A 25,946-nucleotide genomic window follows, 5' to 3' on the forward strand; every position below is an offset into this window, starting at 1 on the left:
CACGTGCTGTGACCCCACGCCCTGAGACACCGCGCGCCGCCCCCGCCGAGTTCACCCCCGACGCGATCGCGCCGCGCCGTTGCCGCGTACCCCGGGCGCACCCCGGTACGGTGGCGCCGCGCGGGCGACGCGTGTCCGGCCGCCGGGAGCGCGCCGCCGTCCACCTTCCAGGTGAATCGACCCGTCCCGACCGCCTCCGACGCCGAATGAGGAGCATGACCCTCTCCGAGCCCCAGGCCGGGCCCACCCGCACGGACCGGCTCCTCGCGGCCGTCGGCGGCCTGATCGCCGGATACGTCTCCCTCGCCGTCGCGGACCTCGCGGCCTACTGGGTACGGCCCGAGGCGAGCCCCGTGACCGCCGTCGGCGGCGCCGTCGTCGACCGGACGCCGGCGGCCGTCAAGGAGTGGGCGATCCAGGAGTTCGGCGAGAGCGACAAGGCCGTCCTCCAGCTCGGGATCCTGGTCGTCCTCGGGGTCCTCGCCGTCGGGATCGGCCTCCTCGCGCTGCGCCACCGGCTGATCGGGTCGGTGGCGCTCGGTGCCTTCGGCGTGCTCGGTGCCCTGGCGGCCGTCACCCGCCCCGACTCGGACTCCGCGCTCGACGCCGTGCCCTCACTGGTGGGCGCCGCCGCCGGCGCGGCCCTGCTGTACGCCCTGACCGGCATCCTCACCCGGAGAGCGGGGGCGGGGGCGGCGGCCGCCCGCGCCGACCGCCGGACCTTCCTGATCGCCGCCGCCTCCGCCGGCCTCGTCTCGACCGGCGCCGCGGCCCTCGCCAGGGCGGTCGGCAGCCCCGTCGAGGAGAACGCGGCCGCCTCCCGGGCGGCCCTGCGCCTGCCCCGGCCCGCGTCCCCCGCGCCGGCCGTACCCGCCGGAGCGCAGCTCCCGGTCCCCGGCATCAGCCCCTTCGTCACCCCGAACCGCGACTTCTACCGCGTCGACACCGCGCTCGTCGTCCCCCGGGTCGACGCCGACCGGTGGCTGCTGGGCGTCCACGGCGCGGGCGTCCGCGAGGAGCTCACCGTCACCCTGCGGGAGCTCATGACCCGGCGGATCGTGGAGCGGGACATCACCCTCGCCTGTGTCTCGAACGAGGTCGGCGGCCCGTACGTCGGCAACGCCCGCTGGCTCGGTGTGTCCCTCGCCGACCTCCTGCGCGAGGCGGGCGTCCGGCCGCCCTCCGAAGGCGGCCCCGCCGACCAGCTGGTGGCCCGCTCGATCGACGGCATGACCATCGGCACCCCGGTGGAGCAGGTCATGGACGGCCGGGACGCCCTCCTCGCCTTCGGCATGAACGGCGAACCCCTGCCCTTCACCCACGGCTTCCCCGTCCGCATGGTCGTCCCGGGCCTCTACGGCTACGTCTCCGCCTGCAAGTGGATCGAGTCGATCGAGCTCACCACCTTCGCCGCCTACGACGCCTACTGGGTGCCGCGCGGCTGGGCGGCCCAGGCCCCCGTCAAGACCGAGTCCCGCATCGACACGCCCCGCTCCTTCGCCCGTCCCGCCGCCGGCCCCGTCATGGTCGCCGGGGTCGCCTGGGCCCAGCACCGGGGCATTCGCCGGGTCGAGGTACGGATCGACGACGGCCCCTGGCAGGAGGCCCGGCTCGGCGCCGAGGACAGCGCCGACACCTGGCGCCAGTGGCTGTACCCGTGGACGGCCGCCCCCGGCCGCCACACCCTCACCGTCCGCGCCACCGACGGCACCGGCGCCACCCAGCCCGAGGAGCGCACCGACACCATGCCCGACGGGGCCCAGGGCTGGCACTCGGTCGTCGTGACGGTCGAGGCGGGGTAGTCCGCCCGCCCGAAGTGAAGAAGCCGTGAGCGTGGAAGAACGAGCTGTGAGGGTGGAAGGGGGTAGCCGTGACGGTCGGGGTGCGGCATCGTGACGGTCGGGAGGGTGGCGCGGTCCGGTCCGGGCAGCGTAACGAACCGGCGCCGACCACCCGTTCGTCGCTCTCATGAGGGAGACTGCTCCCGTGCGTGGACATCTGCCGGACGAGAACCCCGGTTTCGTGGGACGCCGCACGGAACTGGAGCGCATATCCGCCGCGTTGGCGGAGCACCGCCTCGTCACCGTGACCGGCGTCGGGGGAGTCGGGAAGACCCGGCTCGCGCTGCGCGCCGCGCACCTGACCGCCGACCGGTACCCCGACGGCGCCTGGTGGACCGACCTCACCCCGCTCGACGGCGACCGGCTCCTCGTCGCCCTCGTCGCCGACTCGGTCGACCTCTCCGACCACACCCCCGGCATGGCGACCACCGGACTCTGCCACCGCCTCGCCGAGGACCGGCTGCTGCTCGTCCTCGACTCCTGCGAGCACCTCGCCGAACCCTGCGCACGGCTCGTCGCCGAACTCCTCGCCGCCGCCCCGGGACTCACCGTCCTCGCCACCAGCCGACGCCCCCTCGGCGTCGAGGGGGAGCGGATCGTCGCCCTCGACCCGCTGCCGCCCGCCGGGGGCGACGCCCTGGAGCTGCTCCGCCGGGCAGCGGGTGAGGAGTTCACCGCCGCGGGCCCGGCCGGCGAGATCTGCGTCCGCCTCGAAGGCATCCCGCTCGCCCTGGAGCTGGCCGCCGCCCAGATCCGCCTCCAGGGTGCCGAAGCCGTACGGGACCAGCTCGGCACCCGCTTCGACGCCCCGCCCTCCGCCCGCTTCGAGCTCCTCGCCCACACCGAGCGGGTCTGGCCGAGCCGCCACCAGACCCTGCGGGCCGCCATCGGCTGGAGCCATGAGCTGAGCGCCCCGCTCGAACGCCTCCTCTGGGCCCGGCTCTCCGTCTTCCGCGGCCCCTTCGACCTGGCGTCGGCGACCGCCGTGTGCATCGGCGGCCCGCTGAACCGGGCGACCCTGCCGGGTGCCCTCGACGGGCTCGTCCGCGCCTCCGTGGTCCGCCCGCCGGACGCGGGCGGCCGACTGCGGATGCTCGACACGATCCGCGCGTACGGGGCGACCTGGCTGGACCGGACCGGGGAGACCGGGACGGTCGCCGACCGGCACGCCGCCCACTTCCAAGGGCTCGCGCGCCGGGGTGAGGCCGAATGGCACGGCGCGCGCCAACTGAGCTGGTACCGGACCGTGGACGCCCACCACACCGACCTGCGCACCGCCCTCGACCGGCTGCTGCGGACCGACCCCGACGCCGCCCTCGACCTGATCGGCTCGGTCGCCTTCGCCTGGTCCTGCCGGGGCCGTCTGCGCGAGGCCCGCGACGGCCTCGAACAGGCCCTGCTGCTGAGCGGCGCGCGCGGCCGCACCCGGGCCCGCGCGTTGTGGGCACTCGGCGTCACCCTCGTACTCCAGGGGGAGTCCGGTCCGGCGCAGGAGGTGAGCGAACGCTGTGCCCGGGAGGCCCGGTACACGGAGTACACGGCGTACACCGGGGAGGCGGCCGACGGCGGGCGCGCCGGCCACCATGGCCGGCCCGGCGACCTGACCCTGGACGCCGCCGCCCTCGCCGGGCTCCTCGCCCTGACCACGGGCCGCCCGATGGCCGCGTCCGTCGTCGTGGGCCATGTCCTCGACGCCGCCCGGGGCGGCCCCGCCGACTCCGCCGCCCGGCTCCGCTGCCATCTCGTCCAGGTCTTCGCCCTGACGGGCCTCGGCCGGATCGGCGAGGCCCGCGACCGGGCGCTGGCCCTGCGGACCGTGTGCGAGGAGCTGGACGAACACTGGACCCGGACGGCCCTGGAGTACCAGCTGGCCCTCACGGGTCTCCTGGAGGGCGACCCGGCGACGGCGGCCGGGCACGCGCGCGCGATGCTCGAAGGGACGCGAGGGCTCGGCGCGAGCCTGGGGGTGGCGCTCGGGCTCGACGTCCTCGCCACGGCGCTCGCGGCGGCCGGTGACGGCGAACGGGCGGCCGACGTCTCGGGCACGGGGGAGGCGTACTGGCGCTCCACGGGCCAGCCCCGCCGCGGCCTGCCGGGTCTGCGGGCGCTGCACGAGAAGTACACGGACACCGCCCGCGCGACGATCGGTGAACCGGCCTACGAGGAGATCTTCGTACGCGCCCTGACCGGGCTTCCCCAGGACGGGCTGGACCGAGCCCTCCGAGGCCCCCGCCGGACGTGAGCCGGCCCGCCCCGGACCCCTCCCCGCCGAGGTGCCGGGCCCCGGGCGGCGGCGCACCATGAGGACATGGACGGATCCGTGAGCGGTCTGGGCGACATCAGCGCACCGGGGCGCCTGGCCGGCCCGGACGAGGGCCTCTCCGTGCAGGAGTTGGCCCTGGCCGCCCGCAATCACGGGCTGCCCCTGGAGGCGCTGCGGTACGACGTCACGCCGCCCGGGCTGCACTACGTCCTCGTCCACTACGACATCCCCGACACCGTCGCCGACGGCTGGCGGCTGACCGTGGGCGGCCGCGTGCTGCGGGCCCTCGACCTCGGCCTCGAAGCGCTCCGCTCCCGGCCGTCCGTCACCCGCCGGGTGACCCTGGAGTGCGCCGGGAACGGACGGGCCCGGCTGACGCCCCGGCCGGTCAGCCAGCCCTGGCTCGTCGAGGCCGTCGGAACCGCCGACTGGACCGGTGTCCCCCTCGCCTCGCTCCTCGCCGAGGCGGGTGTCGCGGAGGACGCGGTCGAGGCGGTGTTCACCGGCGCCGACCACGGGGTGGAGCGGGGCGTCGAGCAGGACTACCGGCGGAGCCTGCCCCTCACGACGGCGGCCGACCCGGCCCGGGACGTCCTCGTCGCGTACGCCATGAACGGGGCACCCCTGCCGCCGCAGCACGGCAGCCCGCTCCGGCTCGTCGTCCCCGGCTGGTACGGCATGGCCCATGTGAAGTGGCTCCACGACATCACGCTCACCGACACCCCGTACACCGGCTTCCAGCAGGCCGTGGCCTATCGCGTACGGCAGGCGCCCGAGGACGAGGGGGCTCCCGTCACCCTCATCGCGCCCCGGGCCCTGATGGTGCCGCCCGGATTCCCCGACTTCATGTCCCGGACCCGCGTGGTCCGCCCCGGGCCCGTCCCGATCACCGGTCGCGCCTGGTCGGGCCACGGCCCCGTCACCCGCGTCGAGGTGAGCGAGGACGGCGGGGCGGCCTGGACCGAGGCGGAGCTCGAACGGGACCCCGCGCACCCCTGGGCCTGGTCCGCCTGGCGTACGACCTGGACGGCGACCCCGGGTCTGCGTCATCTGACCGTGCGGGCCACGGACGCCGACGGCAACGTCCAGCCGGTGGTCGAGCCCTGGAACCGCGGCGGATTCGCCAACAACCTCGTCCAGCGGGTCGAGGTCCTCTGCGCCCCCGGCGCCTGAGCCCCCGGCCGCTGAGGCTCCCGGCCGGCCCCGCCGCCGCCCCGGTGCGTAAAGTCGACTCCCGCAGCCCCGAACCCGACGAGGAGACTCCCGTGACCGACCCGGCGTCCACCGCCCGCCAGCAGCAGATCGCCCGGGACCTCCAGGTGGCCGAGACCTTCGACCCGCGGGCCGAGATCGAGCGCCGCGTGGCCTTCCTGAGCGAGCGCCTCACCTCCACCGGCCTGCGCTCCCTCGTCCTCGGCATCAGCGGCGGCGTCGACTCCACCACCGCCGGACGCCTCTGCCAGCTCGCCGTGGAGCGCGCCCGCGCCGCCGGACACGACGCCAGGTTCTTCGCGATGCGACTGCCGTACGGGGTGCAGGCCGACGAGAAGGACGCGCAGACCGCGCTCGGCTTCATCCGGGCCGACGAGGTGCTCACCGTGGACGTCAAGGCCGCGAGCGACGCGGCCCTGGAGGCCGCTCTCGCCGGTGGCGTCGTCTTCCGCGACGCCCACCACCAGGACTTCGTGCAGGGCAACATCAAGGCCCGCCAGCGGATGATCGCCCAGTACGCGGTCGCCGGAGCCCATGACGGGCTCGTCGTCGGCACCGACCACGCCGCCGAGGCCGTCTCCGGCTTCTTCACCAAGTTCGGCGACGGCGCCGCCGACGTCGTTCCGCTCACCGGACTGACCAAGCGACGCGTCCGCGCGGTCGCCGCCGAGCTCGACGCCCCCGCCGAGCTGGTCTGGAAGACGCCCACGGCCGACCTGGAGACCCTGGACCCGGGCAAGCCCGACGAGGACGCCCTCGGTGTCACGTACGACGACATCGACGACTTCCTGGAGGGCAAGCCGGTCACCGAGGCCGCGTTCGCCACGATCGTGCGCCGCTACGAGCTCACCGAGCACAAGCGGCAGCTGCCGATCGCGCCCTGAGCCCCGCGCGCCCCACTCCGAGCGGCGGGCGGCGGACACCCGGCGGATCCTGGAAGGGGTGCCCGGAGGGGGCGCCCGGAAAGGAGCACGCCATGTTCGGCGAAACCCCGGCGTTCAGCGGGTTCTCGGTCGACGACCTGGACGCCGCCCGGCGCTTCTACGGCGAGACCCTCGGTCTCCAGGTGGGCGAGGAGGGAGAGGGCGAGATGCGGATGCTCTTCCTCACCCTGGCGGGCGGGGCCCGGGTCTTCGTCTACCCGAAGGACGACCACACCCCCGCCTCCTTCACGATCCTCAATTTCGCCGTCGACGACATCGACCGGGCCGTGGACGACCTCACGGGGCGCGGGGTGGCCCTGGAGCGCTACGAGGGGTTCGAGGCCGACGCGAAGGGCATCGTGCGGGTCGACGGCGGGCCTGCCATCGCGTGGTTCACCGACCCGGCGGGCAACGTCCTGTCGGTGCTCCAGGAGAACTGACCGGCGTCACCCGGGCGCCGGCGTAGCGGTCGGGCGCGGTCTTCGTCGCCGTCGCGGTCACGGTCAGCGCCACCGGCACAGGCATCGGCACAGGCACTGGCCCCGGCACAGGCACCCGCGCCTGCACCGCGCACCGACTCCGGCGCCCGCACCGACTCCGGGCGCCCGCACCGGCCCCGCCCCGAACGGACCGGCCCGCGTGCGCGGCGGACCCGTACCGCCTCGAATGGGAGGGTGATCGCGCCGCCCGACGACTGCCTCGCCCGCAACGAGTGGATCTGCGGCGCCTATCTCTCCACCCGGAGCGGGATCCTCACCGACGCCGTCGTCCAGCACCTCCAGCTGACGGCCGTCTCCGTCGCCCTCGGCCTGTTGCTCGCCCTCCCGCTCGCGATCGCCGCCCGTCGGTGGCGCTGGGCGGCGGGGCCGATCCTCGGGGTCACCACCCTCCTGTACACGATTCCGGCGCTCGCGATGTTCTCGCTGCTCCTGCCCGTGTACGGGCTGTCCGCCGCCCTGGTCGTGGCCGGCCTCGTCCTGTACTCCCTGACGCTCCTCGTCCGGAACATCCTGGCCGGGCTCCGCGCCGTCCCCGAGGAGACCCGCCAGGCCGCCCGCGGCCTCGGATACGGGCCGATCCGGCTGCTGCTCGCCGTCGAGCTGCCGCTCGCCGTGCCCGCCGCCATGGCCGGGCTCCGGATCGCCACCGTCTCGGCCGTCTCCCTCGTCACGATCGGCGCGATCGTCGGCCACGGCGGACTCGGCAACCTCATCTACTCGGGAATGAACAGCTACTTCAAGGCCCAGGTGCTCACCGCCTCCGTGCTCTGCGTCGTGATCGCGGTCGCCGCCGACCTGCTCCTCCTCGGCACGCAGCGGCTGCTCACCCCCTGGACCCGCGGCCGGGCCGCATGACCACCCTCGCCGACGCCTGGTCCTGGCTCACCACCTCCGCGCACTGGTCCGGCGAGAACGGCGTCTGGCACCGGCTCGCCGAGCACCTCTTCCTCACCGTCGTCTGCCTCGCGATCAGCTGTGCGATCGCCCTGCCCGTCGCCCTCGTCCTCGGGCACCTCGGCAAGGGCGGAGCGCTCGCCGTGAACCTCTCGAACGTCGGCCGGGCCGTTCCCACCTTCGCCGTCCTCGTGCTTCTCCTGCTCAGCCCGATCGGCTCGTACGGCGAGTGGCCGACGATCATCGCGCTGGTCCTGTTCGCCGTGCCCCCGCTGCTGACCAACGCGTACGTGGGGATGCGCGGCGTCGACCCCGACGTCGTACGGGCGGCCCGGGGCATGGGGATGACGGGCCGCCAGACCCTGGCCCTGGTCGAGGTGCCGCTCGCGCTGCCCCTGATCCTGACCGGGGTGCGGATCGCGGCCGTCCAGCTCGTCGCCACCGCCACCGTGGCGGCGCTCGCCGGCGGGGGCGGGCTAGGCCGGATCATCACGGCCGGGTTCAACCTCGCCTCCACCCCGCAGGTCGTCGCCGGGGCGTGTCTCGTCGCCGTTCTCGCGCTGCTGGTGGAAGGGGTCTTCGAGGGGGTCCAGCGGCTCGCTCCCGGCGGCGTACGGGGGAGCGGCCCGTGAGCGGGCCGCGCCCGGCCCGGGCGGCCGCCCTCGGTCTCCTCCTCGCGGTCTGCGCCGTCCTCGGCGGCTGCGCCACGGGGCCCTCGCTGGAGGCCCAGGGCGAGGTCACGGCGCCCCCGGGAGACAGCCGTCACCTGACCGTCGGCTCGGCCGGGTTCACCGAGAGCGACCTGCTGGCCCAGATGTACGCGCTGCTCCTGGAGGACGCGGGTTACGGTACGAAGATCCTCTCCGTCACCAATCGCGAGCTGTACGAACCGGCCCTGGAGCGCGGTCAGATCGATGTCGTGACGGAGTACGCGGCGACCTTCGCCGACTGGCTGAACGCCAAGGTCCACGGGGCCGACGCGCCGCCCGTCGGCTCGCCCGACCTGGACGCGACGATGAAGGCCCTCCGCGCGCTGGCCGCACCCCGCGGGCTCTCCGTCCTCGACGCGGGCCGGGCCGTCGACCAGAACGCCTTCGCCGTCACGGCCGAGTTCGCCGCCGAACACCGCCTGAGGACCCTCAGCGACCTCGGCGCCACCGGCCTGCCGATCCGTCTCGCCGCCGGTGACGAATGCGTCAGACGTCCGTACTGTGCCCCCGGTCTGAGGGAGGTCTACAACATCGACATCACCGCCGTCGACCCCAAGGGCGTCGGTACGACCCCGGCCAAACAGGCCGTCCAGAACGGCCAGGACCAGCTGGTGCTCACCACCACCACCGATGCCACACTCGACGAGTTCGGGCTGGTCCTGCTCGCCGACGACCAGAACCTGCAGAACGCCGACCACGTCGTCCCGGTCGTGAACCGCGCCCGCGCCGGCGGAGAGGGCGTCACCCGGGCGCTCTCCCGGCTGAACACGGTCCTGACCACGGCCGATCTGACGCTGCTCAACGAACAGGTCGACAGCTGGCGGCGCCTCCCGGAGGACGTGGCGCGCAACTACCTCGTGTCGAAAGGACTCATCACGCGCTGAGCCGGAGGGGCCGCTTCTGTCAGCCCGCTGAACTGCGTCTCTTGTCATGACCCTTGCGAGGCGGTTCGCGACCCTGCTATTCATCCGTTAGGAAAGTTTCCTTCCAGTCCAGCGGCGCATCCGTCCGCACCCCTTCCGGCCTGCCTCAAGGCCTCGTTCGTCGTTCCGTGGAGACCCCCATGACTTCGGCACGATCCGTACGACACCGCATCGGCCATCGGCCCGGCGTCCGGCGCCTCGGCGTCGCCGGCACCGCCCTCGGCGCCCTGATCCTCGGCTTCGCCGTCACCCCGTCCACCGCGACCGCCGCCCCCGTCACCTACGAGGCGGAGACGGCCACCGTCTCCCAGGGGGCCGTCGAGTCCAACCACACCGGATTCACCGGCGGCGGCTTCGTCAACTACGACAACGCCAGCGGCGGTTACGTCCAGTGGAACGTCAACGCCGAGCAGGCGGGCCCCGCGACCCTCACGCTGCGCTTCGCCAACGGCACCACCACCGACCGCCCCATGGACATCGCCGTCAACGGCGCCGTCGCCGCCTCCGGCAAGTCCTTCGCCGGCACCGGCGCCTGGACCAGCTGGGCGACCACCACCGTCACCACCACCCTCAAGGCCGGCGTCAACACGATCCGCGCCACCGCCACCACCGCCAACGGCGGCCCCAACGTCGACCACATCAAGGTCGACAACGGCACCACACAGCCGCCCACCGGCACCACCCCCGCCGCTGTCAACGGCCAGCTCAAGGTCTGCGGCACCAAGCTCTGCAACTCCTACGGCAAACCGATCCAGCTGCGCGGCATGTCCAGCCACGGCACCCAGTGGTACAGCCAGTGTCTGACCGGCGGCTCGCTCGACGCCCTCGCGAAGGACTGGAACGCCGACGTCCTGCGCGTCTCCACGTACGTCCAGGAGGAGGGCTACGAGACCGACCCGCGCAAGTACACCGACCTCGCCCACTCCCTCATCGAGCAGGCCACCGCGCGCGGCATGTACGTGATCGTCGACTGGCACATGCTCGACCCGGGCGACCCGCACTACAACCTCGCCCGCGCCAAGACCTTCTTCACCGAGATCGCCCAGCGCCACGGCTCCAAGACCAACCTGCTGTACGAGATCGCCAACGAGCCCAACGGCGTCGCCTGGTCCCGCGTCAAGAGCTACGCCGAGCAGCTCATCCCGGTCATCCGCGCCAAGGACGCCGAGACCCCGATCCTCGTCGGCACGCGCGCGTGGTCCTCGTTCGGAGTCTCCGACGGCGCGAACGAGTCCGAGGTCGTGTCCAGCCCGGTGAACGCGACCAACATCATGTACACCTTCCACTTCTACGCGTTCTCGCACCGCGACGAGTACCTGAACGCCCTCTCCCGCGCCGCCGACAAGCTGCCCGTCTTCGTCACCGAGTTCGGAACCCAGAACTACGCCGGTGAGGGAGGCAACGACTTCGCGATGTCCCAGCGGTTCCTCGACCTCATGGCCGCGAAGAAGATCAGCTGGGTCAACTGGAACTTCTCCGACGACGAGCGCAGCGGCGCCGTCTTCAAGACCGGCACCTGCGACTCCGGCGGCCCCTGGGCGGGCACCGGCTCGCTGAAGCCCGCCGGCGTCTGGATCCGCGACCGCATCAGGACGGCGGACGACTTCCCGACCTCCTGACGCCCCTCCTCCGGTACGCCCCCGCCATGTGATCCACTGTCCTGGCGGGGGCGTACCGAACAGGAGCGGCAACAGCGTGACCACCTACCGGCAGCCGGGACTCGTCCTCACCGACCACCGCTTCCCCGTGCCCCTCGACCACACCCGCCCCGACGGCGAGCGGATCGAGGTCTTCGGCCGTGAGGTCGTCGCGAGCGGCAACGCCGGCCCGGGCCGCGAGCAGCTCCCCTGGCTGGTCTACCTGGAGGGCGGTCCCGGCTTCGGCGCCCGCCGGTTCATCGGCCCGCAGGCCTGGCTCGGCCGGGCCGTCCGGGAGTTCCGCGTCCTCCTCCTCGACCAGCGGGGCACCGGCCGCTCTACCCCCGCCAACCGCCAGACCCTGCCACTCCGCGGCACCCCCGCCGAGCAGGCCGACTACCTCGCCCACTTCCGCGCCGACTCGATCGTCGCGGACTGCGAGCTCATCCGGCGCCGGCTCACCGGCGGCGCCCCCTGGACCGTCCTCGGCCAGAGCTTCGGCGGCTTCTGCGCCACCCACTACCTCTCGACCGCCCCGGAGGGCCTGGAGCGCGTCCTGATCACCGGCGGTCTGCCGTCCCTGCACGCCACCGCCGACGAGGTCTACCGCGCCGCCTACCCTCGCATCCGGCGCAAGAACGAGGCCCACTACACCCGCTACCCGCAGGACGCCGAACGGGCCCGCGCCGTCGTCGCCCACCTCCTCGACCACGAGGTCACCCTGCCCGGCGGCGGGCTGCTCACCCCCGAGGCCTTCCAGTCCCTCGGCATCCTCCTCGGCTCCGGCGACGGCACCCATCAGCTCCATCTGCTCCTGGAGGGCGCGTTCCTCCCCACCCCCGGCGGGCCCGCGCTCGCCGACGCCTTCCTGGAACAGGTCCAGGCCCACCTGTCCTACGCCGGACACCCGCTGTACGCCGTGCTCCACGAGGCCATCTACGCCCAGGGGAAGGGCCCCACCGACTGGGCGGCCGAGCGGATCCGCGCCGAGCACCCCGAGTTCGACGCCCGAGAGGCGCTCACCGAGGGGCGGGCGCCGCTCTTCACCGGCGAGACGGTCCACCCCTGGCACTTCACCACCGACCCCGCCCTCCGCCCGCTCCGCGAGACGGCGGAACTCCTCGCCGCCCGTACCCACTGGACCCCGCTGTACGACCCCGAGCGCCTCGCCGCCAACCTGGTCCCGGTCGCCGCTGCCGTCTACCACGACGACATGTACGTGGACACCGGCCACTCCCTCGACACCGCCCGCACGATCCGCGGGCTGCGCACCTGGGTGACGGACGAGTTCGAGCACGACGGGGTACGGGCCGGGGGGCCGCGCGTCCTGGACCGGCTCCTCGCCCTCGCCCGCGACGAGACCTGACGGCCGGGGGAGCGGAGGGCGGCCGCCGGCGCGCAAAAGTCCAAGGGGTGGGCCGCCCTTGCTCATGGAGTGCGCCCGACGGTGCCGGTAGAACTCGGTCCGGGCCCCGTGCGGGGCCTTCCGAGGAGAGGACCCGGACATGAGCACCCACGTCAGCGCGGAGATCGCCGGCCAGCCCGACTGCTGGCGCCGCGCCGCCGAGATCGCCCGCCGCGACGCCGATCTGCTGCCGGCCCGCGGCGAGCGGGTGGCGGTGGTCGGCTGCGGCACCTCGTACTTCATCGCCCGCGCCTACGCGGCGCTGCGCGAGTCGCTCGGCGCGGGCGAGACCGACGCGTTCCCCGCCTCCGACTCCACCCCGCTCGGGCGCGGTTACGACCGTGTCGTGGCCCTCACCCGCTCCGGCACCACCACGGAGGTCGTCCAGCTCCTCGCCGGCGCGGCGGGGCGCATCCCGACCCTCGTCCTCACCGGCGTGCCCGACAGCCCCGCCGGACAGCTCGCCGACCGCGTTCTCGACCTCGGGTTCGCCGACGAACGCTCTGTCGTCCAGACCCGGTTCGCGACCACCGCGCTCCAACTCCTGCGCGCCGGACTCGGGGTGGACCTCGGCGCCGCCATCGCCGACGCCGAACTCGTCCTCTACGAGCGGCTGCCCGCCGCCTGGGAACGACGTGGCCAGTTCACCTTCCTCGGCACCGGATGGACCGTCGGACTCGCCGACGAGGCCGCCCTCAAACTGCGCGAGGTGGCCCGCGTCTGGACGGAGTCGTACGCGGCGATGGAGTACCGCCACGGGCCGATCAGCATCAGCGACCGGTCCAGTCTCGTGTGGTGCCTCGGTCCCGCCCCCTCGGGCCTCAAGGACGAAGTGGAGTCCACCGGTGCCCTGTTCGCGGCCGACGCCATCGACCCGGTCGCCGCGCTCGTCCGCGCCCAGCGGCTCGCGGTCGCTCTCGCGGTGCGCCGCGGACTCAACCCCGACCGGCCCAGGAACGTCTCGCGTTCGGTGATCCTTTCCGGAGCGTTCCGCCCGACCGCGGCGGAGGCGGCCCGTATTCTGCGGTCATGACCGGAACCGATGTCACGGACCTCGCGGAGATGCCCGGCGACTGGCAGCGCGCCCTCGCCGTCGTCGCCCACCCCGACGACCTGGAGTACGGCTGCGCGGCCGCCGTCGCCGCCTGGACGGACGCGGGGAAGGACGTGGCCTACGTCCTGGCGACCCGCGGTGAGGCCGGCATCGACACCGTCGCCCCGGACGTCTGCGGTCCGCTGCGCGAGCGGGAGCAGCGGGACAGCGCCGCGGTCGTCGGCGTGGACACGGTCGAGTTCCTCGACCACCGGGACGGTGCGATCGAGTACGGCCTCGGGCTGCGCCGCGACATCGCGGCGGCGATCCGCAGGCACCGCCCGGAGCTCGTCATCACCCTCAACCACCGCGACACCTGGGGCGGGAGCCCCGGCGCCCCCTGGAACACGCCCGACCACGTGGCCGTGGGCCGGGCCACGCTCGACGCGGCGGGGGACGCGGGCAACCGCTGGATCTTCCCCGAGCTGGCCGACCGTGGCCTCGAGCCCTGGAACGGGGTGCGCTGGGTGGCGGTCGCGGCGTCCAGCACCCCGACCCACGCGGTGGACGCGGCCCCGGGCCTGGACCGTGCCATCCGCTCGCTGCTCTGCCACCGCGCCTACATCGAGGTCCTGACGGACGAGGACCCGGAGCAGTACGTCCGGTCCTTCCTCACCGCGACGACGAGCCAGGCGTCCGCCCGCTTCGGCGGCCGCCCGGCGGTGGCCTTCGAGCTCTTCGGGCGCTGACGGAGCCGGGCCGGGGCCTCAGGGGCGACGGGTCAGCACGCGGGTGGTGCTGCCGTCGTCCTCGGTGACGTCCCGGACGTGCGCGAACCCGATCCTGCCGAGCAGCTTCAGCGAGGCGGCGTTGGGCGCGGCCACGGTGGCGTGCACCTCGGCCAGGCCGAGCGTGCCGAAGCCGTAGTCCACGAGGGCCTCGGCCACCTCCGTCCCGAGCCCCGCACCCCAGGCCGCCGGGGCGAGCGCGTAGACGATCTCGTGCCCGCCGACGTCCTCCGACGGCTTGATCTCGGCATGCCCGACCAGCACCCCGTTCCGCCGCACGGCCCAGACGGCGAAGAGCTCCTGGGCGTAGACCTTCGTGAAGATCCGCCCGAACAGGGCTCGGTCGTCCTCCTCGGACGCCGGTCCGTCGCCCATCCACGCCGACACCCTCGGATCCTGGAAGAGGGCCACGAAGGCCTCCTCGTCCGCGGGGTCGTACGGCTCGAACAGAAGGCGCTCGGTGCGCAGCGTGGGGATCACGAACGACGACGCTACCCACCGGGCACCGACCGGGCCACCGACTTTCGCCGGTGGGGAACGGTGCTTCCCGGTCAGCTCATCGGAGCCGGCTTGAGGACCGCGAAGGCCGCGTCGAAGGGGTCGGCGAGCCAGGCGATGCGGCCGACGTCCGGGATGTCGGCCGCGGGCATCAGGACCGAACCGCCGTTGCCCTGGGCCGCCGTGACGATCGCGTCCACGTCCGCGACGGCGAAGTACACGATCCAGCGCGGGCCCTGGTGCGTGTCCTGGAGTTCGGCCGCGCCGCCGAAGGAGGCGTCCTGCTGGTCGCCGTCGGCGGTCGACAGGACCCGGTACCTCATGCCGGGCGCGTCCATCTCCGCCGAGCGCCAGCCGAACAGCGTCCGGTAGAAGGCGAGGGTGCCCTCCGGGTCCGCGGTGTGCAGTTCCACCCAGACGAGGGTGTTCGTCGACGACGTGCGGTCGAGGCCCTTGGTCGTGCCGGGCTGCCAGACCGCGAACTGGGCGCCGCCCGGGTCGGTGAGGGCGGCCATCCGCCCGGCCTCCATGACGTCGAACGGCGCGAGGCGCACGGTGCCGCCCGCGGACGCCGTGTCCTCCGCCGTGGCGTCGGCGTCCGGGGTCCGGAAGTACACGGTCCAGGCGCTGGACGCCCCCTCCTCGGTGAGCGGGCCGAGCGCGGCGACCGTGTGGCCGTCCTGCTGGAAGAAGCCGTATCCGCCGGCCTCGGGCCCCCCGGAGCTGAACTCCCAGCCGAGGACGGCGGTGTAGAAGGCGGCCGCCGCCTTGGTGTCCGGGCTGCCGAGGTCGATCCAGCAGGGAGAGCCCTTGGTGAACTGCGTACCGAGCATGGGAGGTGTCCCGTCCTTCCGTGAGCCGTGAGCCGTGAGCCGTGAGCCGTGAGCCGTCGTCCGTGTGCCGTTTCCGGCCACCGTGACCGATCCTCGTTCCTCGGCCCGCGCGGCGCAGCCTCAACCGCCGGGGTTCATCCGACCGGCCGACCGGCCGCCCTCTCCTCCAGGTCGCCGAAGACCAGCTCGTTGTTGAGCGCGGCCGCGGCACGGTAGCCCCGGCTCACCGCGTTGACCACCTGTTCCTGCGGCCCGGTCACGTTCCCGGCCGCCCACACGCCCGGCACGCTCGTCCGCCCCACCTCGTCCACCACCACGAACTCCCCGAACGGGGTCTCGCGCAGCTCCGCACCCAGCTGCCGCAGCACCCCGTCGCGGGCCGCCAGTCGGGTGGCCGCCGCGAAGACCACGGAACGGGCCACGGTCCGCCCGTCGGCGAGCCGCACCCCGGTCAGCCGGTCGTCCTCCACGGCGAACCCCACGACCTCACCCCGCTCGACCCGCACGCCCGCCGCGTCGAGGAGCGCCGCCTCGTGCTCCGACGGCTCGGCCGAGGTGTGCAGGAACAGGGTCACGTCCTTCGACCAGTGCGCCACCATCAGTGCCTGGTGCGCCGGCATCGTCGGATGCGCGATGACGCCGAAGGCCTCGTCGCGGACCTCCCAGCCGTGGCAGTACGGGCAGTGCAGTACGTCCCGTCCCCACCGCCCGGCCAGCCCGTCGATCGCGGGGAGCTCGTCGACGAGCCCGGTGGTGACGACGAGCCGCCGCGCGCCGACCGTCTCCCCGTCCGCCAGGGTGAGGACGAAGCCGCCGTCCCCGTCCGGTGCCGCGCCCGTCACCTCGCCGGTGCGCAGCTCGACCCCGTATCCGGCGATCTCCGCACGCCCGGCCGCCAGGTAGTCGGCCGGGTTCATGCCGTCCCGGGACAGGACGCCCTGCATGTGCGCGGTGGGCGCGTTGCGCGGCTCGCCCGCGTCGACGACCAGGGTCCGGCGCCGCGACCGCCCCAGGAGCAGGGCGGCGCTGAGCCCGGCCGCGCCACCGCCGACGACGACCGCCTCGTACGTGTTGTTCTCCAGGTGTGCGTTCATGGGCCGAGCGTCACCCGGGTCCGCGAGAAGAGCAAGTGAGCTTGCCGTTTCTGCAAAACTGGACGTATGACCGAAGACGATCGCATCGACGCCGTGCTCAACGAGGTCGGCCCCCGCCTCCGCCGGGTCCGCCGGGACCGCGGGGTGACCCTGGCCGAGCTCTCCGCGGACACCGGAATCTCCGTGAGCACCCTCTCCCGGCTGGAGTCCGGGCAGCGCAGGCCCAGCCTCGAACTGCTCCTCCCGCTCGCCCGCGCCCATCAGGTCGCGCTCGACGAACTGGTCGGCGCCCCGGCGACCGGCGACCCCCGGATCCGGGCCAGGCCCATCGTCCGGCACGGCCGCACGATGTACCCGCTGACCCGGCAGCCCGGCGGCCTCCAGGCGTACAAGGTCATCCAGGAGAAGCCGCAGGAGGAGGAGCCGGAGCCGCGCGTCCACGAGGGCTACGAATGGCTGTACGTGCTCTCCGGGAGGCTCCGGCTCGTCCTGGGGGAGCACGACGTCGTCCTCGGCCCCGGTGAGGCGGCCGAGTTCGACACCCGCGTCCCGCACTGGTTCGGCCCGACGCCCGACGGTCCGGTGGAGTTCCTGAGCCTGTACGGGCCGCAGGGGGAGCGGATGCACGTCAGGGCCCGTCCGAAGAAGTCCGACTGAGTGGTTCCTTTCAGATCAAGCGACCGCTTAGTATGCGACCGACCGCTCGGTACGGAGGAGGCTTCCGGATGCAGGCATGGCGTGTGTACGAGAACGGGGAACCGCGCGCGGTGATGCGCCGCGAGGAGGTGGCACCGCCCACGCCGGGCGACGGCCAGGTCCTCCTCAAGGTCCGCGCCGCGAACGTCAACTTCCCCGACGCGCTGCTCTGCCGCGGCCACTACCAGATCCGCCCCCCGCTGCCCTTCACCCCCGGCGTCGAGGTCTGCGCCGAGACCGAGGACGGCCGCAGGGTGATCACCACCGCGGCCCTCCCGCACGGCGGCTTCGCCGACCACGTCCTCGCCGACGCCGCCGGACTGCTCCCCGCCCCCGAGTCGCTCGACGACGCCGAGGCCGCCGCGCTCCACATCGGCTACCAGACCGGCTGGTTCGGCCTGCACCGCCGCGCCGCCCTGCGGGAGGGCGAGACCCTCCTCGTCCACGCGGCGGCCGGCGGCGTCGGCAGCGCCGCCGTCCAGCTCGGCAAGGCCGCCGGTGCCACCGTCATCGGGGTCGTCGGCGGAACCGAGAAGGCAGCCGTCGCCCGCGCGCTCGGCTGTGACGTGGTGATCGACCGGCGCTCCGAGGACGTCGTCGCCGCCGTCAAGGCCGCGACCGGCGGCCGCGGCGCCGACGTCGTCTACGACCCCGTCGGCGGCGAGGCCTACCAGCAGTCCGCGAAGTGCGTCGCCTTCGAGGGGCGGATCGTGATCGTCGGCTTCGCGAGCGGCACGGTCCCGGCGCCCGCCCTCAACCACGCCCTGGTGAAGAACTACTCGGTCCTCGGCCTCCACTGGGGGCTCTACGCCGCGAAGGACCCGGCCTCGATCGGCCGCTGTCACGAGACCCTCACGGCCTACGCGGCCAAGGGCCTCATCAAGCCGCTCATCGGCGAACGCGTGCCCTTCGCGGGCGCGGCGGACGCTGTCCAGCGGGTCGCCGACGGCACCACCACCGGCCGCCTGGTCGTCCTCCCGGAAGGGGCCCGCGCATGACCGACGTCGAGGAACTCCTCGCACGCACCCGGAAGTTGCTGGCGGATCACCCGCCCGCCGACACCGACCGCACCGACTTCCTGCGTGCCCGCTTCGACGCCGGCCTCGCCTGGGTGCACTACCCCGTCGGCCTCGGCGGACTCGACGCGCCGCGTGCCCTCCAGGCCGTCGTCGACGCCGAACTCGCCGCCGCCGGAGCCCCCGACAACGACCCGCGCAAGATCGGCATCGGCCTGGGCATGGCGGCCCCCACCGTCCTCGCCCACGGCACCGACGAGGTCAAGGAGCGCTTCCTCCGCCCGCTGTGGGTCGGCGAGGAGGTCTGGTGCCAGCTGTTCAGCGAGCCCGGGGCCGGATCCGACCTCGCCGCGCTCGCCACCAGGGCCGTCCGGGACGGCGAGGACTGGGTGGTGGACGGGCAGAAGGTGTGGACGTCCAGCGCCCACACGGCCCGCTGGGCCATCCTCATCGCCCGCACCGACCCGGACGCACCCAAGCACCGGGGCATCACCTACTTCGTCTGCGACATGACCGACCCCGGCGTCGAGGTCCGGCCGCTGCGCCAGATCACCGGCGAGGCCGAGTTCAACGAGGTCTTCCTCACCGGCGTCCGCATCCCCGACGCCCACCGCCTCGGTGAGGTCGGCGACGGCTGGCGGGTCGCCCAGACCACCCTCATGAACGAGCGGGTCTCCATCGGCGGAGCCCGTATCCCCCGCGAGGGCGGCATGATCGGGAAGGTCGCCGCGACCTGGCGCGCGCGCCCCGAGCTACGTACGCACGAGCTGCACCGGCGCCTTCTCGACCACTGGGTCGACGCCGAGGTCGCCCGGCTCGCGGGCGAGCGGCTCCGTCAGCAGCTCGTCGCGGGCCGCCCCGGCCCCGAGGGCAGCGCCATGAAGCTCGCGTTCGCCCGCCTCAACCAGGCCATCAGCGGCCTGGAGGTCGAACTGCTCGGCGACGAGGGCCTGTTGTACGGGGAGTGGGAGATGCGCCGACCCGAACTCGTCGACTTCACCGGCCGCGACGCCGGCTACCGCTATCTGCGGTCCAAGGGCAACTCGATCGAGGGCGGCACCAGCGAGGTGCTGCTCAACATCGTCGCCGAGCGGGTCCTGGGCCTGCCGCCCGAGCCCCGTAACGACAAGGACGTCGCCTGGAAGGACCTCGCCCGATGACGGAATCGTCAGAACCGACGGAACAGCCGCTCGACCTCCTCTACTCCGAGACCGAGGACGACCTGCGGGCCGCCGTCCGCGCCCTGCTCGCCGACCGGGCCGGCCACCAGACCCTCCTCGGCCGGATCGAGACGGACAGCCCCTACGTCCCCGGTCTGTGGAAGTCCCTCGCGGGCGACATCGGCGTCGCGGGACTCCTCGTCCCGGAGAACCTCGGCGGCCAGGGCGCGAGCCACCGCGAGGCCGCCGTCGTCCTGGAGGAGCTGGGCCGCGCGGTGACCCCGCTGCCCTACCTCACGAGCGCGGTGGTGGCCACCGAGACCCTGCTCGCCCTGGAGGGGGAGAGCGACGCGGCGGCCGGACTGCTCACGGAACTGGCGGGCGGCCGGACGGTCGCGGCCCTCGCCGTACCGCTGTCGACGGCACCCGACGCCGAGCTCCCGCTCGGGGCGACGGTCGGGGCGGTCGCCGACGCCGGCGCCGCCGACGTCTTCCTCGTCCTGCGCGCCGACGGTCTGTACGCCGTGCCCGCCGACGAGGCGACTGTCGCGCCGCAGACCCCGCTCGACCTCACGCGGCCCCTGGCCACGGTCACCACCGGTGCCGGGAGCGGCGCCCGGCTCGCCGGCCCCGACGCGGCCCGCGCCGCGGTCCGGCGCGGGCTGCTCGCCGGGGCGGGACTCCTCGCCTCGGAGCAGCTCGGCCTCGCCGAGTGGTGCCTGGAGGAGACCGTCCGGTACACCCGGGAGCGGCACCAGTTCAACCGGCCGGTCGGCTCCTTCCAGGCCCTCAAGCACCGCATGGCCCAGCTCTGGCTGGACCTGGTCGGGGCCCGGGCGGCGGCCCGCGCCGCCGCCGACGCGCTCGCCACCGGCAGCGCCGACGCCCCGCTGATCGCGGCCGTCGCGCAGGCGTACTGCTCCAGGGTCGCCGTCCGGGCGGCCGAGGAGTGCGTACAGCTGCACGGCGGGATCGGGATGACCTGGGAGCACCCGGCGCACCTGGCGCTCAAGCGGGCCAAGGCGGACCAGATCGCGCTCGGCTCCACGGGCCGGCACCAGGACGCGATCGCCGCCCTGGTCGGCCTGGCGCCGCCCGGCTAGCCGGTCGGTGCACCCGGTCGGTCGGCACGGCTCCGCCCCTTCCGGCGGAGCCGGTGGCCCCTGGTAAGGGGCCGCCGAGTCCGCACCCCTTTACATACTGTTTAATTGCGAGCTGTTCGCAACAACAGTTGATCTCCAAAAGGGGTGTGGACACGATGACCGCCCGATTCCTCCGCGGCACGGCCGCCGCGACGCTCGCGGGGGCCACGGCCCTCACCGCGGCGGCCTGCACGAACCCTGGCTCGCCCGCCGGGGCCTCCGGCGGACCCAGGGATTCCGCGGTCGTCGGCATCGCCTACGAGCCCGAGACGCTCAGCCCCCTCCTCGGCTACGGCAAGGATGGCAACTCCAAGATCTTCGACGGGCTCCTCGCCTTCGACGCCGACATGAAGCTGAAGCCGGCGCTCGCCACCGGGCTGCCGCAGATCGCCGACGGCGGGCTCACCTACACGTACACCCTCCGCGACGGGGTCACGTTCAGCGACGGCGCACCCTTCACGGCCGACGACGTCGTCTTCACCTACCGGACGATCCTCGACCCGAAGACGAACAACGCCTCGCGCACCGAACTCGACGCCCTCAAGAGCGTCGAGGCGGTCGGCGACGACACCGTCGTCTTCCACCTCAAGTACGCCTACGCGCCCTTCGCCGAGCGCACCGTCCACGCCATCGCCCCCGAGCACGTCGCGGCGAGGCAGGACGTCAACACCGGCGCCTTCACCAGCAAGCCGATAGGCACCGGCCCGTACATCCTCACCGGCTGGTCCAAGGGCGAGAAGCTCAGCTTCAAGGCCAACCCGAGCTACTGGAACGGCGCACCCGCGGTGAAGAGGTTCACCATGGCGATCATCAAGGACGACGACGTCCGCGCCACCCGGCTCCGCGCCGGCGACCTCGACGGCGCCGTCCTGCCGCCCAATCTCGCCGCCGGATTCAAGGGCGACACCACGAAGAAGACCTGGACGGCGACGACGTACGACTACCGCACCGTCACCCTCCCCACCCACCACCGGGTCACCGGCGACACCGCCGTCCGCCGCGCCCTCGACATCGCCGTCGACCGGCAGACCATGGTCGACAAGATCCTCGAAGGGGCCGGAAAGCCCGCCTACGGGCCCGTGCCCACCGACAGCCCCTGGTTCGCGAAGGGCACCGAGCGCCGCCACGACCTCGCCGGCGCGCAGAAGATCCTCGACGAGGCGGGCTGGAAGCCCGGCCCCGACGGCGTCCGCGTCAAGAACGGCGTCCGCGCCTCCTTCCCGCTCTGGTACCTCTCCGGCGACAAGCTCCGCCAGGACCACGCCCTCGCGTACGTCTCCGACGCCAAGAAGGCCGGCATCGACATCACCGCCCAGGGCGGCACCTGGGAGGTCATCGAGCCCCGGATGAAGACCGACGCCGTCCTCGCGGGCGGCGGCGCGCCCGGCGACCCCGACTTCGACCAGTACCTGCTGCTCAAGTCGAGCCTCGCCGGCGACGGCTTCAACAACATGGCCTGGTACGACAACAAGACCGTCGACCGCGCCCTCGACGAGGGCCGCCGCACGGACGACCTCCCCAAGCGCCGTGCCGCGTACGACACCGTCCAGCGCGAACTGGTGAAGAACCCCGGCTACACCTTCCTCACCCACATCGACCACCTCTACGTCGTCGACGACGCCTGGGACGGGCCGAGCACCCAGACCGAGCCGCACGACCACGGCCTCGCCTCCGGCCCCTGGTGGAACGTCGAGAGCTGGAAGCCGAAGGGCGCGACCGAGACCGCCGGAGCGACGAAGAAGTGAAGCGCCGCCTCCCCTGGGGGCCCATGGCGCGGATGACGGGACGGCGCGCCCTGGCCGCCGTCCCCGTCCTCCTCGCCGTCACCTTCGCGGTGTTCGCCGTCGCCGAGGCCTCCCCGTTCGACCCCGTCAAGGCCTACGCCGGCACCGCCGGGCTCACCGCCTCGCAGGAGAACCTCGACCAGCTCCGCGCCAACCTCGGCGTCGACCGGCCCCTCGTCACCCGCTGGTGGGAGTGGCTCACCTCGGCCCTCACCGGAGACCTCGGCGACTCCGCCGTCCTGCGCAGGCCCGTGGCCGAGGTCATCGGCGAACGCCTCGGCTGGTCCGTCCTCCTCGCCGTCACCGCGTTCCTCGTGGCCATCGCCCTCGGCACCCTCCTCGGCGTCCTCGCCGGCCGCCGCCGCGGCGGCCTCGTCGACCGGGCCGTCAGCTCCGTCGCGTACACCCTCGAAGCCGCGCCGGCCTTCTGGCTCGGCCTCCTCGCCATCTGGTTCTTCGCCCTGAAGCTCGGCGCGCTGCCCGCCGGCGGACTCACCGACACCGCGAGCGACACCGTCACCGCCGACCAGGTCGCCCGCCACCTGGTGCTGCCCGCGCTCGTCCTCGGCGTCTCCCAGCTGCCCTGGTTCTTCCTGTACGTCCGCCAGGGCGTCGGCGACGCCCTCGACGAGGACCCCGTACGCGGCGCCCGCGCCCGCGGCCTGCGCGAACGCACCGTCCTCACCGGCCACGCCCTGCGCTCCGGAATGCTGCCCATGCTCACCCTCATCGGCTCCCGCGTGCCCGAACTCATCACCGGCGCCCTGCTCGTGGAGACCGTCTTCAGCTGGCCCGGCATCGCCGCCGCCACCGTCCAGGCCGCCACCTCCGTGGACTTCCCGCTGCTCGCCGCGCTCACGGTCCTCGCCACCGCCGCCGTCCTCCTCGGGAACCTCCTCTCCGACCTCCTGTACGGACTCGCCGACCCGAGGGTGGGCTTCGATGGCTGACCCGCGCACCCACCGCCTGCGGCTCTGGAGCTCCGCCCTCGTCGTCGGCGCCGTCGTCCTCGCCGTCCTGCTCGTGCCCCCGCTCGTCCAGCTCGACGAACAGGCCGTCGACCTCTCGCGGAAGCTCCTCCCGCCCTCCTGGGACCACCCCTTCGGCACCGACGACCTCGGCCGCGACCTGTTCCTGCGCTGCGTCTACGGCCTGCGGATCTCGCTGCTCGTCGGACTGGTCGCCGCCCTCGTGGCCACCGTCGTCGGCACCGCGGTCGGCGCGGCCGCCGGCGCGCTCGGAGGCTGGACCGACCGCACCCTCATGCGGCTCGTCGACGCCTTCTCCTCCGTGCCGCACCTGCTGCTCGGCATCTTCGTGGTCGCCCTCTTCCGCCCCGGCGTCTGGCCGGTGATCGCCTCCGTGGCCGTCACCCACTGGCTCTCCACCGCCCGGATCGTGCGTTCCGAGGTCCTCTCCCTGCGCACCCGGCCCTTCGTCGAAGCCGCGATCTCGGGCGGTGCGACCCGGTGGCGCGTCGCCGTCCGCCACCTGCTCCCCGCGGTCCTGCCGCAGGCGGGCCTCGCGGCCGTCCTGATGGTCCCGCACGCCATGTGGCACGAGTCCGCGCTCTCCTTCCTCGGCCTCGGCCTCCCGAGCCACCAGGCGAGCCTCGGCAACCTCGTCCAGAACGCCCGCTCCTCGCTCCTCGCCGGACACGGCTGGCCCACCGTCTTCCCCGGGCTGCTGCTCATCGTGCCGACCCTCGCCCTCGCCGGCCTGGCAGGCGTCTGGCGCGACCGGCTCAACCCGCGCCGCCGATCGGAGCTGATGCTGTGACCGCCGAGAACGTGCTCCGCGCCCTGGAAGCCGTCTCCGCCGAGCGCGCGGAGGACGCCGTCCTCAGCGTCCGCGACCTGAGCGTCCGGTTCAGGATGCGCGGCGGCCGGACCGTCGAGGCCGTCGGCGACGCCGGCTTCGACCTCGCGGCGGGGGAGTGCCTCGCCCTCGTCGGCGAGAGCGGCTGTGGCAAGTCCGTGCTGGCCTCCGCTCTCCTCGGCCTGCTCCCCGCCAACGCCGAGACGTCCGGCGCGGCACTGCTGGCGGGCCCTGGGGGCGCCGTCGCGACCGACCTGCTCGCGGCGGACGAGAAGACCTTCGCCCGCACGGTACGGGGCCGCCGCGTCGGGCTCGTACCGCAGAGCCCCGCCGCCCACCTCACCCCCGTCCGCACCGTACGGTCCCAGCTGGAGGAGACCGTCCGCGCGCTCACCGGCACCTCCCGCCGGGGCCGCCGCAAGGCCGCCGAGGACGCCGCCGAGCGGGCCGCCTTCCCCGCCGGGCACCTCGACCGGTACCCGCACGAGCTGTCCGGCGGACTCGCCCAGCGCGCCGCCACCGCCCTCGCCCTCATCGGCGACGCACGGCTGCTGCTCGCCGACGAGCCGACCACCGGTCTCGACCGCGACCTCGTCGACCGCACCGTCGACGAACTGCGCCGCCACGCCGACGACGGCCGCGCCCTGCTCCTCATCACCCACGACCTGGCGGCCGCGGCACGGATCGCCGACCGGGTCGCCGTGATGTACGCGGGCCGCATCGTCGAAATCGCCCCCGCCCACCGGTTCTTCGGCCCGACCGGACCCCGCCACCCCTACGCCCGTGGACTGCTCGACGCGCTGCCCGACCGGGCGTTCACCCCGATCCCCGGCATGCCGCCGGAGCTCTCCGCCCTGCCGGAGGGCTGCGCCTTCGCCCCGCGCTGCCCGCTGGCCACCGAACTCTGCACCACCCGGCCGGAGTTCACGGCCCACCTGGCCTGTCACCACCCGGAGCAGCCCCGTGCTTGAACTCGACACCGTCACCGCCGGTCACGACCGCCGCGCCCCCGTCTTCCGGGGTGCCTCGCTCACCGTCGCCCCCGGCGAGTCCGTCGGACTCCTCGGCCCCAGCGGCTGCGGCAAGTCCACCCTCGCCCGGGTCGCGGCCCTCCTGCACCGCCCGGACGCGGGCCGTCTCGTCCTCGACGGCACCGAGGTCACGGCCTGGCGCCACCGCGCACCCCGCGCGCTGCGCACCGCCGTCGGCGTCGTGTTCCAGCAGCCCCGCACCGCCGCCGACCCCCGGCTCACCCTCGCCGACCTCCTCGTCGAACCCCTCCGGGCCACCGGACGCCGCGGCGAGGCTGCGGCCCGCCTCGCCGAACTCGCCCCGGCCGTCGGTCTCACCCCCGACCTGCTCGGCCGCCGCCCGTACGAGGTGAGCGACGGGCAGCTCCAACGCGCCTGTCTGGGAAGGGCACTGGCCCTGCGCCCCCGCTGGCTGGTCTGCGACGAGATGACCGCGATGCTGGACGCCTCCACCACGGCCGCCCTGGTCGCCGCCGTCGAGACCTACCGCGAGGAGACCGGCGCGGGTCTCCTCGCCGTCGGCCACGACCGGGTCCTGCTGCGGCGCTGGTGCGACCGTACGGTGGAATGGAAGGACTGCCTGCCCGCCGGCACCGAGCTCGACACCGTCCGCCGGCCGGGCATCGCCGAGACCCCCGGCGGCTGATCCCGGCCGAATCTCACCCGTATGGCCGCCCCGCCGTTCGCCCGGACGGGCCGCGCACTCCGTCACACTGTCCGCCGAACGCCGCAATTCCGGTGCGGC

General features: G+C 74.0%; 24 protein-coding genes. 21 read left to right on the forward strand and 3 right to left on the reverse strand.

Annotated elements, in window-relative coordinates; all coding sequences use genetic code 11:
- Positions 1-215 precede the first annotated feature (215 nt).
- From OG392_RS33485 to OG392_RS33540, 12 genes are all read left to right on the forward strand, one after another.
- Positions 216-1,802, forward strand: coding sequence for a molybdopterin-dependent oxidoreductase (locus OG392_RS33485; protein WP_329285743.1), 1,587 nt, complete (start codon positions 216-218; stop codon positions 1,800-1,802).
- A 166-nt stretch (positions 1,803-1,968) separates the two neighbouring features.
- A complete protein-coding gene (locus OG392_RS33490) occupies positions 1,969-4,083 on the forward strand; it encodes an ATP-binding protein (RefSeq protein ID WP_443054986.1) in 2,115 nt (704 codons plus the stop codon).
- Between the two features lie 66 nt (positions 4,084-4,149).
- Positions 4,150-5,277: a sulfite oxidase gene (locus OG392_RS33495; RefSeq protein ID WP_329285747.1), complete on the forward strand. Its 1,128-nt coding sequence runs from the start codon at positions 4,150-4,152 to the stop codon at positions 5,275-5,277.
- Positions 5,278-5,369: 92 nt separating this feature from the next.
- Complete coding sequence (gene nadE / locus OG392_RS33500; RefSeq protein ID WP_329285748.1) at positions 5,370-6,200, forward strand: ammonia-dependent NAD(+) synthetase; 831 nt, start codon at positions 5,370-5,372, stop codon at positions 6,198-6,200.
- 92 nt (positions 6,201-6,292) lie between these two features.
- A complete protein-coding gene (locus OG392_RS33505; protein WP_329285750.1) occupies positions 6,293-6,679 on the forward strand; it encodes a VOC family protein in 387 nt (128 codons plus the stop codon).
- 234 nt (positions 6,680-6,913) lie between these two features.
- On the forward strand, positions 6,914-7,594 hold the full coding sequence (locus OG392_RS33510) for an ABC transporter permease (protein ID WP_329285753.1): 681 nt from the start codon (positions 6,914-6,916) through the stop codon (positions 7,592-7,594).
- Entirely contained in the window at positions 7,591-8,265 is a 675-nt protein-coding gene (locus tag OG392_RS33515; protein ID WP_329285755.1) for an ABC transporter permease, read from the forward strand. The genes OG392_RS33510 and OG392_RS33515 overlap by 4 nt, the downstream gene beginning before the upstream one ends.
- Positions 8,262-9,227, forward strand: coding sequence for an ABC transporter substrate-binding protein (locus tag OG392_RS33520; protein WP_329285756.1), 966 nt, complete (start codon positions 8,262-8,264; stop codon positions 9,225-9,227). The genes OG392_RS33515 and OG392_RS33520 overlap by 4 nt, the downstream gene beginning before the upstream one ends.
- Positions 9,228-9,406: 179 nt before the next feature.
- Entirely contained in the window at positions 9,407-10,885 is a 1,479-nt protein-coding gene (locus tag OG392_RS33525; RefSeq protein ID WP_329285758.1) for a cellulase family glycosylhydrolase, read from the forward strand.
- 76 nt (positions 10,886-10,961) lie between these two features.
- Positions 10,962-12,269 (forward strand): alpha/beta fold hydrolase, encoded by a 1,308-nt coding sequence (locus OG392_RS33530; RefSeq protein ID WP_329285760.1) that lies wholly within the window; start codon positions 10,962-10,964, stop codon positions 12,267-12,269.
- A gap of 139 nt (positions 12,270-12,408) precedes the next feature.
- Positions 12,409-13,341, forward strand: a complete 933-nt coding sequence (locus OG392_RS33535; RefSeq protein ID WP_329285762.1) for an SIS domain-containing protein — start codon at positions 12,409-12,411, stop codon at positions 13,339-13,341.
- A complete protein-coding gene (locus OG392_RS33540; protein WP_329285764.1) occupies positions 13,338-14,090 on the forward strand; it encodes a PIG-L deacetylase family protein in 753 nt (250 codons plus the stop codon). Before OG392_RS33535 ends, OG392_RS33540 begins: the two co-directional genes overlap by 4 nt.
- 18 nt (positions 14,091-14,108) lie before the next feature.
- Here the strand turns inward: OG392_RS33540 and OG392_RS33545 are convergent, their stop codons facing one another.
- The 3 genes from OG392_RS33545 to OG392_RS33555 all read right to left on the reverse strand — a co-directional run bounded on the left by OG392_RS33545 (position 14,109) and on the right by OG392_RS33555 (position 16,554).
- Positions 14,109-14,609 (reverse strand): GNAT family N-acetyltransferase, encoded by a 501-nt coding sequence (locus OG392_RS33545; protein ID WP_329285766.1) that lies wholly within the window; start codon positions 14,607-14,609, stop codon positions 14,109-14,111.
- A gap of 71 nt (positions 14,610-14,680) precedes the next feature.
- Positions 14,681-15,460, reverse strand: coding sequence for a VOC family protein (locus OG392_RS33550; protein WP_329285768.1), 780 nt, complete (start codon positions 15,458-15,460; stop codon positions 14,681-14,683).
- Positions 15,461-15,594: 134 nt separating this feature from the next.
- The gene (locus tag OG392_RS33555) at positions 15,595-16,554 is read right to left on the reverse strand and encodes an NAD(P)/FAD-dependent oxidoreductase (protein WP_329285769.1); all 960 of its coding nucleotides are present in this window, start codon (positions 16,552-16,554) and stop codon (positions 15,595-15,597) included.
- A 66-nt stretch (positions 16,555-16,620) separates the two neighbouring features.
- Here OG392_RS33555 and OG392_RS33560 point away from each other — a divergent pair, with 66 nt between their 5' ends.
- From OG392_RS33560 to OG392_RS33600, 9 genes are all read left to right on the forward strand, one after another.
- On the forward strand, positions 16,621-17,211 hold the full coding sequence (locus OG392_RS33560; protein ID WP_329285771.1) for a helix-turn-helix domain-containing protein: 591 nt from the start codon (positions 16,621-16,623) through the stop codon (positions 17,209-17,211).
- 68 nt (positions 17,212-17,279) lie between these two features.
- Entirely contained in the window at positions 17,280-18,248 is a 969-nt protein-coding gene (locus tag OG392_RS33565) for an NADPH:quinone oxidoreductase family protein (protein ID WP_329285773.1), read from the forward strand.
- Complete coding sequence (locus tag OG392_RS33570; protein ID WP_329285774.1) at positions 18,245-19,426, forward strand: acyl-CoA dehydrogenase family protein; 1,182 nt, start codon at positions 18,245-18,247, stop codon at positions 19,424-19,426. Before OG392_RS33565 ends, OG392_RS33570 begins: the two co-directional genes overlap by 4 nt.
- Positions 19,423-20,529: an acyl-CoA dehydrogenase family protein gene (locus OG392_RS33575; protein ID WP_329285776.1), complete on the forward strand. Its 1,107-nt coding sequence runs from the start codon at positions 19,423-19,425 to the stop codon at positions 20,527-20,529. The genes OG392_RS33570 and OG392_RS33575 overlap by 4 nt, the downstream gene beginning before the upstream one ends.
- 155 nt (positions 20,530-20,684) lie before the next feature.
- Complete coding sequence (locus OG392_RS33580; protein WP_329285777.1) at positions 20,685-22,313, forward strand: ABC transporter substrate-binding protein; 1,629 nt, start codon at positions 20,685-20,687, stop codon at positions 22,311-22,313.
- On the forward strand, positions 22,310-23,302 hold the full coding sequence (locus OG392_RS33585) for an ABC transporter permease (RefSeq protein ID WP_329285779.1): 993 nt from the start codon (positions 22,310-22,312) through the stop codon (positions 23,300-23,302). Before OG392_RS33580 ends, OG392_RS33585 begins: the two co-directional genes overlap by 4 nt.
- The gene (locus OG392_RS33590) at positions 23,295-24,131 is read left to right on the forward strand and encodes an ABC transporter permease (protein ID WP_329285781.1); all 837 of its coding nucleotides are present in this window, start codon (positions 23,295-23,297) and stop codon (positions 24,129-24,131) included. The genes OG392_RS33585 and OG392_RS33590 overlap by 8 nt, the downstream gene beginning before the upstream one ends.
- The gene (locus tag OG392_RS33595) at positions 24,128-25,141 is read left to right on the forward strand and encodes an ABC transporter ATP-binding protein (RefSeq protein WP_329285783.1); all 1,014 of its coding nucleotides are present in this window, start codon (positions 24,128-24,130) and stop codon (positions 25,139-25,141) included. The genes OG392_RS33590 and OG392_RS33595 overlap by 4 nt, the downstream gene beginning before the upstream one ends.
- Complete coding sequence (locus OG392_RS33600) at positions 25,134-25,847, forward strand: ABC transporter ATP-binding protein (RefSeq protein WP_329285785.1); 714 nt, start codon at positions 25,134-25,136, stop codon at positions 25,845-25,847. The genes OG392_RS33595 and OG392_RS33600 overlap by 8 nt, the downstream gene beginning before the upstream one ends.
- Positions 25,848-25,946 lie beyond the last annotated feature (99 nt).

This window comes from Streptomyces sp. NBC_00691 (assembly GCF_036226665.1).
Taxonomy (GTDB): Bacteria; Actinomycetota; Actinomycetes; order Streptomycetales; family Streptomycetaceae; genus Streptomyces.